This is a genomic window from Odoribacter sp. N54.MGS-14 (assembly GCF_000980295.1).
GTDB classification, from domain to species: Bacteria; Bacteroidota; Bacteroidia; order Bacteroidales; family Marinifilaceae; genus Odoribacter; species Odoribacter splanchnicus.
In genome coordinates this window covers 63,820-77,725 of the sequence record NZ_LARL01000004.1, presented here as the reverse complement: position 1 = coordinate 77,725, position 13,906 = coordinate 63,820, and the positions used below count along the sequence as shown (strand labels likewise).

8 protein-coding genes are annotated in these 13,906 nt (G+C 44.9%); 7 read left to right on the top strand and 1 reads right to left on the bottom strand.

Going from position 1 to position 13,906, the window contains the following annotated elements; genetic code table 11:
* The 6 genes from WS42_RS01545 (at position 1) to WS42_RS01520 (ending at position 11,878) form a co-directional block, all read left to right on the top strand.
* Positions 1–2,310: a Gldg family protein gene (locus WS42_RS01545; protein ID WP_046403984.1), complete on the top strand. Its 2,310-nt coding sequence runs from the start codon at positions 1–3 to the stop codon at positions 2,308–2,310.
* An 18-nt stretch (positions 2,311–2,328) separates the two neighbouring features.
* Positions 2,329–4,545, top strand: a complete 2,217-nt coding sequence (locus WS42_RS01540) for a Gldg family protein (RefSeq protein ID WP_013613720.1) — start codon at positions 2,329–2,331, stop codon at positions 4,543–4,545.
* Between the two features lie 162 nt (positions 4,546–4,707).
* Positions 4,708–8,115 carry a SusC/RagA family TonB-linked outer membrane protein gene (locus WS42_RS01535; RefSeq protein WP_046450677.1) on the top strand — a complete coding sequence of 1,136 codons (3,408 nt, stop codon included), beginning with the start codon at positions 4,708–4,710 and terminating at the stop codon, positions 8,113–8,115.
* Positions 8,116–8,132: 17 nt separating this feature from the next.
* Positions 8,133–9,587, top strand: a complete 1,455-nt coding sequence (locus WS42_RS01530) for a RagB/SusD family nutrient uptake outer membrane protein (RefSeq protein ID WP_046402866.1) — start codon at positions 8,133–8,135, stop codon at positions 9,585–9,587.
* A 17-nt stretch (positions 9,588–9,604) separates the two neighbouring features.
* Positions 9,605–10,291, top strand: a complete 687-nt coding sequence (locus tag WS42_RS01525; RefSeq protein WP_022159301.1) for a DUF4843 domain-containing protein — start codon at positions 9,605–9,607, stop codon at positions 10,289–10,291.
* 18 nt (positions 10,292–10,309) lie between these two features.
* Complete coding sequence (locus WS42_RS01520; RefSeq protein WP_046402862.1) at positions 10,310–11,878, top strand: PKD-like family lipoprotein; 1,569 nt, start codon at positions 10,310–10,312, stop codon at positions 11,876–11,878.
* Between the two features lie 106 nt (positions 11,879–11,984).
* Here WS42_RS01520 and WS42_RS01515 read toward each other — a convergent pair whose 3' ends face one another.
* A complete protein-coding gene (locus WS42_RS01515) occupies positions 11,985–12,533 on the bottom strand; it encodes an RNA polymerase sigma factor (protein ID WP_013613725.1) in 549 nt (182 codons plus the stop codon).
* A gap of 126 nt (positions 12,534–12,659) precedes the next feature.
* On the opposite strand from WS42_RS01515, the gene WS42_RS01510 reads away from it, so the two are divergent.
* Complete coding sequence (locus WS42_RS01510) at positions 12,660–13,835, top strand: FecR family protein (RefSeq protein WP_286728088.1); 1,176 nt, start codon at positions 12,660–12,662, stop codon at positions 13,833–13,835.
* Positions 13,836–13,906 lie beyond the last annotated feature (71 nt).

Genomic DNA, 13,906 nt, shown 5'->3' with positions numbered 1-13,906 from the left:
ATGAGGCTCAAAGATTTCAATATAGTTTACCAAATCGCCCGGACAGAATTGAGGGTTATTTTTTATTCTCCTGTAGCCTGGTTGATTTTGGTGGTATTTGCCGTACAATGTGGGTTTTCGTTTTGTGACGTGATCTGGCCGGCGATAAAGAGCCAATCTTTAGGATATGAGGTTCAGGCTCTGACGGGTAGTGTGTTTACGAGCGGAAAAGGTATTTTCCCGGTGATGCTGGAACACTTGTATTTTTATATTCCTTTGCTGACCATGGGACTGATGAGCCGGGAATTCAGCAGCGGCTCTATAAAGCTATTGTATTCTTCTCCGGTGACTAGTGCCCAGATTATCCTGGGAAAATACTTGTCGGTTATGATTTATTGTGCCGTTTTGCTGGGGGTGATTTTAGTATATGTCGGTCTGGGGGCTTTGACGATCGGGCATATGGACGGTACGCTGATTTTTTCGAATTTTTTGGGTATGTATCTGCTGATTTGTGCTTATGCTGTCATCGGGCTGTTTATGTCCTGCCTCACTTCCTATCAGGTAGTGGCTGCTATCGGAACTCTGGCTTTTTTATCTTTTTTGAATTTTATCGGCGGAGTGGGACAGGAGATACCTTTGGTCCGGGATATTACTTATTGGCTGGCTTTGAACGGTAGGGTAGGCCTTTTTGTCGCCGGCATGATCAATACGGAAAACTTAATTTACTTTTTGGTGGTGATCGCTGCTTTTCTCTTACTTTCGGTCTGGCGTTTACAGGCGGTAAGAGAAAAGCAGCCGGGGAGGAAAAAAATACTGAAATTAACGGGATTGGCAGTAGGAGTCGTTGTGCTCAGTTATGTTTCGTCACGTCCTTTTCTTACCTGGTATTGGGATACGACCGCTACGCAGAGTAATACTATTTCTGTTCTTTCACAGGATTTACTCCGGCAATTGAAAGGAGAACTGAAGATCACTACATATGTGAATTTATTGGATGCCAATTATGAGAGTGGGCTGCCAGCGGCACATAAAAAGGATTTCGAACGTTTCCGCCCTTATGCCCGCTTTAAGCGGAATTTGAAACTGGATTATGTGTATTATTATGATTATGCCGGATATAAATATCTGGACGAATTGTATCCCGGGTTGTCGGACCGGGAAAGGGCTGAAAAAATCTGCCAGGCTAAGGGCTTGGATTTCGGTATGTTTCTGACGCCGGAAGAGATTCGCCGGAAAATCGATCTGAGCGGAGAATCGAATCATTTTGTCCGCCAGGTGGAATGGAACGGTGAACGGAAGACCTGGTTACGGGTGTATAAAGATATGTATGTATTCCCCAGTGAGCAGGAGATGACTGCTGCTCTGAAAAGGTTGTTGGTAAAACCGCCCAAATTGTGTTTTCTGACCGGATACGGCGAACGGAATAGTACGAATAAGAGAGAAATGGATTATAGTTTTTTTTCCTCTGAGCTGTCTTTGCGGAGTGCTTTGATCAATCAAGGGTTCGATGTGGAAGATTTCTCTCTTTCCGGAAAGGAGAGAATTCCGGATGAAGTGGATATTTTAGTAATAGCCGATGTAAGAAGTAAGATCCCGGAGGGAGATTTCCGGATGATCTGCGAATATATTGAACGCGGGGGAAATTTGTTTTTGCTGGGTGAACCGGGTACGCAGGAATTTATAAATCCGTTGGCAGAATTGATTGGGGTGAGATTCCGGAATGGGATGCTGTTACAGGCCAGGGAAGGATATTTACCTTCTTTGACAATTGCCGGAATGGATCCGGAGGGGGATGAAAAGTTCCCGGTTTTCCAGAAAATGCGGCAATATGGTTTTTGTTTTGCTTTACCTGGTTGTACAGGTCTGGAAATACAGAAAAAGGGCTTCGGGATAACACCTGTTGCCTGTGTGGGGGATTCCATCAGTTGGCAAGTGAACCGGTTGTATGCAGAAGATGCTTTGAAGGGTCTGAATCATCCGGGCCCGGCCGAAGGGAAAGTACTGCCTGTCATTGTCGCCCTGGACCGTAAGGTCGGGGATAAAGAACAGCGGATTTTAGTTGCCGGGGATGCCGATTGTATCAGTAATGCAGAGCTGACCCGGGCCCGGCAGGGAGTTAAGACTGCTAATTTCACTCTGGCTACCGAATCTTTCCGCTGGTTGGCCCGGGATGAATTTCCGGTATTGCTCCCCAGTATACCTCCCCGTGACAACGAATTGTATTTGGGACGGAAGGATATGCCCTGGCTGAAATTCGGAACCATGGGATTGCTGCCCGGTCTTTTGGCCCTGGCTTATGGAGTGGTTCACTACAGAAGAAAAAGAAATTAAGATTAAAAGAAAGTTCAAATGAAAACGATTTTTAGAATAGCACAGACAGAACTTCGTTTGTTTTTCTATTCACCGATAGCCTGGCTGATCCTGATCATTTTTGCTTTTCAGGCCGGAATGGCATTTTGTGATACTTTTAGCTATCAATTGCAGAATAAAGCTTTGGGACGGGGGCAGATTCCTTTCCAGACAGTGATTTTATTGTTGGGGGATAGCGGTTCGTTCTTCAAGGTGCTGAATAATCTGTATCTGTATATTCCTTTACTGACAATGGCATTGATGAGCCGGGAATATAGTTCCGGTTCTATCAAGTTATTATATTCTTCGCCGGTAACTAATTTTCAGATTATCGGGGGGAAATTTCTTGCTATGATGTTGTACGGCGGATTGATGCTGGTAATTTTGCTCCTGCAGGTGGTGTTTGCTTTTATTTTTGTGAAAAACCTCGATATTCCGCTGATATTGTCCGGGTTGCTCGGTATTTATCTGGTTTTGTGTGCTTATTCGGCTATCGGTCTCTTTATGTCTACCCTGACTTCTTACCAGATCGTGGCAGCGGTCGGTACACTGGTGATACTTACCTGCTTGAATTTTGTAGGCGGACTTTGGCAGGATATTCCTGTCGTACAGGAGATTACCTGGTGGCTGTCTTTGTCGGGACGGGCCAAAACGTTTACGGCAGGACTGATATGCAGTGAAGATGTCGTGTACTTTGGGGTGGTGATCGGATTATTTTTGACCTTGTCTGTTTTGAAATTGCAATCGACCAAGCAGCATTATTCCTGGTGGTGGCGGTGGGCACGTTACGGGGGAGTGGTTTGTATCGCTCTGGGAATCGGATACCTGACTTCGAAACCGATGTTCATGTGTTATTATGATACGACGGAAACCGAACACAATACCATCACCCGCGAAGGCCAACGGGTCATGAATCTGATCGACGATCAGCTGACTATTACCATGTATGTCAATTTATTGGATAAAAGTGCTCCGGCAGGGATGCCGGAGAATCAAATGTCGAACCTCCGGGAATTGAAACCTTTTCTACGTTTTAAACCCGATACCCGCTTGAAATATGTCTATTTTTATGATAGCACCGATCATAGCCGTTTCCGTGGGGCTACGGCTTCTTTACCTTTGAGGGAACAAATGCTGAAAATATGTGATGACGAGGACCTGGATCCGGAATTTTTTCTGTCTCCGGAAGAAATTCACCGGCAGATCGATCTGACCTCCGAAGGAAACCGGATGATTTATCTACTGGAACGGGCGAACGGCCGGAAATCTTTTCTGCGTTTTTACGACGGCATGGATATCCGCCCCAGGGAAACAGAGATTACGGTGGCCTTGAAACGGTTGGTGACCGATGCTTCCAGAATAGTTTTTCTGACCGGACACGGGGAGCGGAGCTTGTATTGGAATGATAAAGGTGGATTATATTCACTGATTCAAAGAAACGGCCGGAATGCTTTAGTGAATCAGGGGTTTGATGTAGATACCCTGAATTTGACCGGCCGGACGGTTATTCCCGAAGATATCGATATTCTGGTGATTGCGGCTCCTGAAAAAAGATTGTCCCCTCAGGAACAGGGATTACTGGATTCATATATAGCTAAAGGAGGTAATCTGATCATTACCGGTGAACCGGGTAAACAAGAATTGATGAACGGGTTGGTGAAAAATCTGGGAATCGGCTTTAAGGAAGGAATAATCCTGCAACATGAGGAGGCCGACTGGGAGGAAGATTTTATTGTCGGTGATATCGCTGAATCCGGGGCACAACAAACCGGAGTCGGTGCAGGGCTTTTAGCCCGGCAATACCAAGTCGCTTTTCCGGGTACTACGGCTTTGTCGTTCAATGCAGGCTACGGATTTCAGGGGGTACCTATCGTGGAATATGCCGGGGATACGCTTATGCTGGCTTTGAAACGGCAGCTGGGAGGAGAAGAACAACGTATTATCGTTTCCGGGGATGCCGATTGGTTCAGTACCGAAGGACTGGCTTTACGGAAAGACGATGTCCGACTGAATAATTTCGGGTTATTCATGGAGATGTTGCATTATATGACTTATCAGCAATTCCCGGTGGATAATAGCCGTCCATCTCCTACGGACGATACCCATTATCTCGATATTGCCGATATCGGATGGATAAAAGGTCTTTTTATCGGCCTGATTCCTTTACTCGTCTTGGGAGGGGCGATAGGATTCCGGCTGAAACGGAAAAGGCAATAATGTGAAAATTATCTTAAAAAAGTATCTTTTTTATTCATCCCTTTCTTGGATTGATGTGTTCTATATATCGAAAAACGGAAGATTATTGGGGATAATCTTCCGTAAGAACTCAGCAATTAACGGGGTGTCGTTACTATCATTAACTACTAAGCATGTAAAATTATGAAAAAAAAGCGAAATTTTTTACTGAAAAGTATTTTGCTGCAGTTAAATTTCTCTCTGGAAAAGGCGGGGATTTTACTGGTACTGGTGTTGGTGTTTTCCATCCAGGCAAAAGCTTATTCTCAGACGCGTATTACTGCAAAAAGGCAGGGGGTTACAATTGACGAGGTTTTAAAAGAGGTCCGGGAAAAGTCCGGTTACCGTTTTTTATACCGGGTAGAGGAAGTAAACAGATATGGCAAAAGAGATATAGATGTGAAAGATGCGGAAGTCGAAGATTTTCTAGGACAATTACTGCAAAATACGGATCTCACCTATGAAGTGGAGAATGAGGTCATTATTATCCGGCCGGAAAAACAACGGCAGGACTCCCGGGTGAATGTACAGGTGGTCAGAGGAAAGGTGACCGATGAAAATAACCTGGCTTTACCGGGAGCTACGGTTTTATTGAAGGGGACATCCTACGGAGTAGTCACTGATTCACACGGGAAATTTACGATGGAAGTCCTGGAAAGGGATACGGTTACTTTACTGGTATCGTTTGTAGGGATGGAAACGAGGCTTGTAAACCTGAAAAAGGGACAAACGGAAATATTGGTTTCGCTTGAACCGGATATCAAAGAGATGAAAGAAGTCGTGGTGACCGGGTACGGGAATGTCCGTAAAACAAGTTTTACCGGAAATTCGGTTACAGTGACCAAAGATGAATTGATGTCCGTTTCGAAATCGAATGTCATCAAGGCATTACAGGCTTTCGATCCTTCATTCCGTATTCAAACCAATAACGATTGGGGGTCCGATCCGAATGCACTGCCCGAAATGTATGTGCGGGGAAGGTCGGGTATCAGCGGTGTAAAGGAATTGGACCGTGATCCTTTGACGAAATCGGCTCTGAAGGATAATCCCAACTTACCGACCTTCATCATGGATGGTTTTCAGATCAGTGTGGAACAGTTATACGATATGGATCCTAACCGTATTGAAAGTATTACCATATTGAAAGATGCTGCGGCTACGGCTCTGTATGGTTCCAGGGCTGCCAACGGTGTGGTGGTGATTACGACGGTGGCTCCTCAGATGGGTAAGTTGAATGTGTCCTATAATTTTACAGGGGATGTCACGGTACCCGATCTGTCGGATTATAACCTGATGAATGCACGCGAGAAACTCGAAACGGAAGTGGCGGCCGGAGTATTCGAAGATCTGGCTAAAGATAATCCTTTGGGAGCCGAACAACAATATTACGCTAAATTGGCTTCCATTACCAGAGGGGTGGATACTTACTGGTTATCGAAACCGTTACAGACCTCTTTCAATCACAAACACAGCCTGAGCGTCGACGGCGGATCGGATAATTTCCGTTTCGGCATACAATTGAGCTACAATAATGAAGACGGGGTGATGAAAGAGTCTTTCCGGAACCGGGTGGGAGCCGGCGTATATCTGGATTACCGGATCGGTTCATTCCAGCTCAAAAATATGGTCACTTATACCAATACCCGTTCGCAGGAGTCTCCTTACGGGGCTTTTTCCGACTATACCGGTTGTCAGCCTTACGATCCTTATAAGGACGACGAGGGGAACTATCTGGAAAATCTGCCCAATTGGGACGGAAAGAATGAAAAACGCCCTAATCCTCTTTATGAGGCGACTTTATCCAATTTCGATAAATCCAAATATGAAGAGTTTGTCGATAATCTGGGTATCAACTGGAATATAACTACCGGTTTGTTATGGAAAACTCAATTCAGCCTGACGCGTAAGATTACCGATACGAAACGTTTTCTGGATCCGTTGTCTTCGAAAAATACAACTCCCCAGACTGCAGAAAATCCTTCTTCCGGCGAATTGAATACCAGCCGGGGAAATGAGTTCTACTGGGATCTGAGTTCAACCCTGTCTTATAACCGTTCTGTCGAAAAACACCATATCAATTTATTGTTGGGGGTGAATGCCCGCTCTGCCAAAACCGATAATATTTCGGCTTCTTACCGGGGATTCCCTTCCGGGGCTTTGAGTTCTCCGAATTATGCCGAAGAAATTGTTTCCAAACCGGTAAGTTCCGATAATTCCACCCGGCTGATCGGTTTCCTGGGGACCCTGAATTACAGTTATAACGATGTGTATTTGCTGGATGCTTCGGTACGTATGGACGGTTCTTCGGAATTCGGGGCGGATAAACGGTTTGCTCCCTTCTGGTCTGCGGGGACCGGTGTCAATATTCATAACTACGGTTTTATGAAAGGACAAACGGTTATTGACCAGTTGAAAATACGGGCTTCATACGGACAAACCGGGAAAGTGAATTTTCCGCCTTATGTAGCCCGAACGACTTATAAAATGTTTACGGACGGTTGGTATAAAACCGGTTTCGGCGGTACCCTCTATGCTTTGGGGAATACAAACCTAACCTGGGAAACGACGAATACCTGGGATGCCGGTGTTGAACTGAGTTTATGGAAACGCCTGCTTTATATCAAAGCTTCTTATTATCAGAAAAAAACGGTGGATCTCGTCAATTCGGTGACGATTCCGAGTTCGACAGGTTTTACCACTTATATGGATAATATCGGAGAGGTGGAAAATAAAGGATATGAACTGGAATTCCGGAGCGAAGTAGTCCGTCGAAAAGATCTGTTTGTAGCTGTTTTCGCTAACCTGGCCCACAATGAAAATAGAATCCTGAAAATATCGGAGAGTCTGAAGGCTTACAATGACCGGGTAAAAGACCATTTTGCCAACAGTAACCGGTTCGACGGTTCGAATACCCAGCCGTTTACTCAATATGTCGAAGGAGGATCCCAGACGTCGATTTGGGGAGTTCCCTCACTTGGAATCGATCCTGCTACCGGAGAGGAGATTTTTATCCGCCCGGACGGAAGCATTACCAATACCTGGAATACGAACGATCAGGTGGTCTTGGGAGATATGGAACCCAAAATACAAGGTACTTTCGGGCTGAATGCCACTTATAAAAATCTGAGTTTGTATATGACTTTTATGTATGAAGCCGGCGGCCAGATATACAACAGCACTTTACGTGACAAAGTAGAAGATGTGAATGTATACACCTCCAATGTCGATAAACGGGTGTTCTCCGAACGTTGGCAAGAACCGGGAGACAAAGCCCGTTACCGTAAACTGACGAGTGGTGTGGGTGGCAGCATCATGCGTACCCGTCCGACTTCCCGTTTTGTCGAGGATAACAATGTATTGACCCTGAATTCCATTTCTCTGGGCTATGATTTCGACGCCGGGCAGAAGTGGATGAAGACGATCGGCTTGAGTATGCTGCGTTTTGAGATCAGTGCGAACGATGTTTGCCGTTGGTCGTCGGTGAAGGTGGAAAGAGGATTGAATTATCCTTATGCCCGGAGTTTTAATTTTTCGCTGAAAGCTGCTTTCTAATTTTTAAATTTTGAATTATGAAAATATATCATTGGATAATAGCCTGTTGTTTACTGTTGCCATTGGGAGGTTGCAGTAATTGGCTGGATGTGATTCCGGAGGATTCTGTGGATGAAAAAGATTTGTTTTCCACCGGAGAGGGATACCGGAATGCGTTGAACGGCGTATACCGCCAGATGTCTCAGACTTCGATGTACGGGCAGCAGATGAGCTGGGGATTTATTGATGTTTTGGGACAGTTGTACAATACTCAAAAATTGTCGAATTATTCGGCATATGGAATCGCGGGAAAGAATTATGCTTACCGTGATGAAACAGTGAAGTCGGTGATTCAGGTTATCTGGTCGAATACCTATAATTCGATTGCAAACTGTAACAATATTGTCGGGCGGATTACCGGGGAGGATCCCTCTAAATTCAGAGGAGGTGAGGCAGAACAGCATATGATCCAGGGGGAGGCGCTGGCTTTACGGGCTTTCCTGCATTTTGATTTACTGCGGCTTTGGGCTCCGGCACCGGTGACCAATCCTTCGGGAAATTACATGCCTTATTTCGAGAATTATCCTTCTACCTACGAACCGGATAAAAGTGTACAGGAGATTTTGTCGCTGGTCGAACGGGATTTGCTCCAGGCCAAAAACTTAGTAGCTCCGTTCGATACACTACCCGACAAATCGATGTTGGTGGCTGAAAAACGGATTAAGAATAACTGGGTGAGCAGTTCGGTAACCGATTTGTTTTTCCTTTACCGGGGATTCCGTATGAATTATTACGCTGTTATAGCCCAGCTGGCCAGGGTTTATAATTATATGGGCGAATATGAAAAAGCCGCTCATTGTGCACAAGAAGTACTGGATGCCTATGCAGAAGAATATGCTGCAGTTTGTTTCCAGTTGTCAAAGAAGGAGGAGGTACAGAACAATGATCGGAAACGGTATAAAGAAGTGATTTTTGCCCTGTCGAACGAATTGAACCTGGATAATTATGAGCCTTATTATACGACGAGTTCCGACCGACTTGTACTGGCCGGATATCCCGGTATTTTCGACGATGAGGCAGATGTGAGGAAAGAGTATTTGACAGAGACTTCGGGAGCCGACCGGATCTGTAATAAATATATTTTACCGACCAACAATACCTTGGAATATACGCAAACCGAGGATTTGATTCCGCTGATCCGGGTGAGCGAGATGTATTTTATTCAAGCCGAATATCTTTACCGGAAAGGAGAGACTCAGGCCGCTATCGAACAACTGGATCAGGTACGTGTTGCCCGGGATTGTACTAAAGGACGGCTGACGGTTTCCAGCCTCGACGATTTTAAAAAGATACTGATCGATGAGGCCCGGCGTGAATTTATGCAGGAAGGGCAGTTGTATTATTATTTTAAACGTTTGAACATAAAACCCCTGGAATCTATGCCTGACGATGGTTTTGTATTTCCTCTGCCGGATAATGAAGTGATCAATTAATGTTAATCGTGAAAATTATGAACAGATACATATTTATCGGTTTGCTGTGCTTCGTGATCGGAGCCTGTACCCATCATACAACCGGATTTTACGAAGGGCCGCGGTATTTGTCTTTCGTCAATGAAAAAGGAGCCGATACTGCATTTATTTCTTTTGCCAATTATCCCGGAGCATCGACTCATGAAGTTGCTTTTGTTTTGAAGCTGACCGGAAATATACCGGAAGAGGATTTGACTTACCGCCTGGAAGTAGTGGATAGTCTGACGACTGCAGGAACGACTGACTACCAACTTCCCGAACACCTGGTTTTCCGGAAAGACCGGGTGACGGATACGCTGGTAGTGACTGTAATGAATTCGAATCCCTTGTTGACAGAACAGACTTTATCAGTTGGTTTGCGGATCGTTGCAAACGAGCATTTCCGGCCCGGTCTGGATGGGCAACAAAGAGCCAAACTGACCTTTACCGCTGTGAAGAGCAAGCCGGAATGGTGGAAGGGAGAATTGGAGTCCTTGATATTGGGAGAGTATTCATCCAAAAAAATGGAGGAGTTTATCTTGTGCACAGGGGTGAATACCCTGGAAGGGGTCGAACTTTCTGTTGCCAGAGCGTATACCTTACAATTTAAACGGTATTGCATAGAACATAATATTATGTGGGACGATAATGTGACTCCGATGGTTGATAAAATCCCTTGTTATTAATTTATAATTCCGATACCTATGAAAAATAAAATATATTTATTGTATTGGCTGCTGGCTTTTCTGTCTGTAGGGTGTTACGACGACAAAGGCAATAACGATTATCGTTTTGTAAATACGATCGAGGTGGAACCTTTCGGGCAGGATTCCTATCCCTGGGCAGCTCTGGGAGATACGGTCCGGTATAAACCGGTTCTGCATTTTGCAAGCGGGAACGGGGACGAACTCGATTTGGCATATGAGTGGACATTTGCCGGTAAAACGATCGGAGACGAACTTAACCTGGAATGGATTGTAGATACTGTAGCTACGGGACAGGTGATCCTGAGGGTAACCGACCGGGCAAACGGATTGGTATACAGCAATCAGAAATCGCTCCGGATAGATTCTCCCTATAAAAGTAAAGGCTGGATGATTTTGTCTGAGAAGAACGGTCAGTCTTCTCTGGGGTTTGTCCGGGAAATGATTACTGCTTACGAGATGGATGATTTAGGGATATATTGTGTTTTTGATAATCAGACTTTCCCGGATGTCTACGAAGAAACGAACGGGGAAGTATTGGGTAGTGGTCCGGTCCGGATAACCGAGCATTTTTCCCGGACTGCTCCGGGATCGTTGCTGATTTTACAACAGGGAGCTCCGGGCTGTATCGATATCGACGGGAATACTTTATTGCGCGATATTTATCTGTCGGAGACTTTTATGGACGGAGTATTCCCGGAACAGTTCGAACCGGTGAATGCAACCTGGATGCATTGGCTGGATGTCATTGAAAATAAAGATGGACGGTTGTATACCCGGTTGAAGTATTCCGATGCCTTGTTTAATTCGGGTTATTTTATTACCGAGCCTGTTCTGGTCGGTGAAGAAGAGGTGCGTGGACATTTGTTGGATTGTGATTGGCAGGCGGTAGGGTATACCGTGGTACACGACCGTGGAACGGCTGCAAATCCCCGTAACCGTCTGGCAGCTGTTTTTGATTTCCGTGATTTTTGGGGGGTGAACTACGCCGGATATGCAGCTGTTTTTCCGGAAGCCGACAAGGGATGGCCTGACGGTTTTGTTCCTCTGAACGATTTGGGGGATCATGAGTTGATCTATTTCAGAGGATGGGGGGATTGGAGTGGTGGATATTATTATATGATACTTAAAACTCCCGGAGGAAAATACTTACAACAGACCTTTACTTTAAAACGTTCGACAGCAGAATTGTACTATGAGGAGGGTAGCCTTGCTGTTCAGGAATTACCGTCCGGATTCGTGTATGAGGATTGTTTACCCTATGTTTTGTCGACGGATAAGTACCTGTTATTGATGAAAGGAAACGACATGTACTATTACAATTATGCTTCTCCGGGAGACGGTGTGTCGTTTTATTGGCATTTCGATGCTCCGGTAAAACATATGACTGCATCGGTTCAGGGACAACCTCAGCTGGGATGTGCTTTGGCGAACGGGCAGTTTGTTATTCTGAATGTGAAGCTCATGAAGAACAGACCGGAAGAGAAGCGCTTGTATTGGCAGACTCCTGCTGAGGTCGATTTGGGAAATCCGGTATCCTTGATTTATAAAACTTCCGGTCAGTTATAGTCCGGATCTGCAGAAGACGGTTCACAGATGTCCTGGCATCTGTGAACCGTCTGTATATCGTTTGGGGAGGCTGATAAAGGGAGGAAACTGTGTTGTTTTGTGTAAATCAGATATAAAAAGCGAGTATGTTGAAAATACGATGATGCAAGAGCTGCCTGAGTTTTTTCAGAGAACGGTATTTCAGAACTTTCACCGTATTCTCGGAAATGGATAATTCCCGGGCGATTTCTTCATTTTTCAAGCCTTGAAGACTGAGTTGTATGATGGCCGCACTTTGTGGAGCTAAAGTATTTATCGCATTGAAAAGCAGACGGTTGCTTTCTTCCTCGACGAGAATGTTGAAAAAATTGTTTTCCTCTTCTTCGGGCAGGAGATGAAAGTGTTGACTTGAACGTTTGCGATTCCGGATCAGATTTAAAGACTGATTCCGGATCATAGTATATACGAAACTTCGTAAACAGGTGATGTCCTGATAGTGCCTTCTGTTTTCCCACAGGCGGATCAATACTTCCTGCACAATATCTTCCGCCTCTTGTACATCGTTGACATAACGGTTGGCTAAAGCACAAAAAAAGAGATAATTTTCTTTTGTGAATTTTTCCAGAGCTTTTTCATCTCCTTGTTTTATCCGTGTAAATAAAAAGTCATTCCCCATACCCCTCAGGTAATTCTGCGCCTAAATTAATCTTTTGGAGAGGAAACAGAAAAATAAATGAAAAAAAAATGTACAGGTGTAATCTTTTTCTTAAAAAATGGTGTCTTTCTGATAAAAGATGAAAATATGGATACGAGCAGATTGAATCATATTGCCGGATTGATTGCCAGAAAAAGATCGGGAGGGAAGCTGACCGGGACCGAACAACAGGAATTGGAGGAGTGGATACGAGCTTCCCGGATGAATAAAGAGAGTTACGATCGGATTATTTCGGGAAGGGGAGTGATACGTTTGATGGAATTGGAGAAACAGATCGATACCGACCGCTCTTTTAAGAAATTGACGGTCAGGTTGAAGTGGCGTTGCTGGAAGCGCCGTATACTGATGGTAGGTGTTGCTGCGATGGTCATGATCGGAATTATGTCGGCTTTTTGGTGGTGGGAACAGGAAGGGATAACTGTTCCGGAATCGGCCGGACAACCTGGAATAAAGCCGGGAGGAAACTGTGCTGTTTTAGTATTGGGTAATGGTTGTCGGGTGGATTTACAAAAGGATTGTGATACGTTACAGCTACCTGGAATTTCCTGGGACCACCGGAAGGGAACGATCGTATATGACGGTCGGGAAAATAAAACCGGCTGGCCGGAGAGGAATACCTTGATGGTTCCGTTACGGGGAGAATATCGCTTGGTTTTGGGCGATGGTACGAAGGTATGGTTGAATTCCGCTTCTAGCCTGAGTTATCCGGTACAGTTTGCAGAAAAAGAACGGTGCGTAGAATTGGACGGGGAAGCTTACTTTGAAGTGACTCCTGATCCGGAGAGACCTTTTATCGTAAAATCCGGAGACGTACAGACCCGGGTATTGGGAACGGCTTTCAATTTTTCTGCATACCGGGGAGAAAATGCATCGACGATTACTTTATTGACGGGAAAAGTGGCTGTTTCGGCTCCGGGACATGCTGAGCGTGTGTTATTGCCCGGACAACAGTTGAAATATGATGCAGAAAACCGGAAGACTGTAATAAAAGAGGTCGATGCCGAAGACTTCGTCGTCTGGAAAGATGGTTTATTTTTGTTCAATGATTGTGGACTGGAGGAAATCATTCCCCGGTTGAGTCGGTGGTATGGGGTTACCTTTCATTATGACAGGGAGAAATTCGGCGATCTGAAATTTTATATCAAAACCCGTCGTTATGAAGATATCGGGACAATATTGAATCTCTTGAAATTAACTGAAAATGTGACTTATTCGATAGAAGGCAACGAGGTGACTCTTTATCGGACAGGGGAAAATAAATAACAAGGAGTGAGGCAACACTCCTTGTTGGATACTAATAAGCAACCCTTTAGCGGGTATTTATTAACTCTAAT

Coding starts and splice junctions, on each gene's coding strand:
- WS42_RS01510 (WP_286728088.1), top strand. CDS start 12,660: ATGGATACGAGCAGATTGAATCATATTGCCGGATTGATTGCCAGAAAA.
- WS42_RS01540 (WP_013613720.1), top strand. CDS start 2,329: ATGAAAACGATTTTTAGAATAGCACAGACAGAACTTCGTTTGTTTTTC.
- WS42_RS01525 (WP_022159301.1), top strand. CDS start 9,605: ATGAACAGATACATATTTATCGGTTTGCTGTGCTTCGTGATCGGAGCC.
- WS42_RS01545 (WP_046403984.1), top strand. CDS start 1: ATGAGGCTCAAAGATTTCAATATAGTTTACCAAATCGCCCGGACAGAA.
- WS42_RS01530 (WP_046402866.1), top strand. CDS start 8,133: ATGAAAATATATCATTGGATAATAGCCTGTTGTTTACTGTTGCCATTG.
- WS42_RS01535 (WP_046450677.1), top strand. CDS start 4,708: ATGAAAAAAAAGCGAAATTTTTTACTGAAAAGTATTTTGCTGCAGTTA.
- WS42_RS01520 (WP_046402862.1), top strand. CDS start 10,310: ATGAAAAATAAAATATATTTATTGTATTGGCTGCTGGCTTTTCTGTCT.
- WS42_RS01515 (WP_013613725.1), bottom strand. CDS start 12,533: ATGGGGAATGACTTTTTATTTACACGGATAAAACAAGGAGATGAAAAA.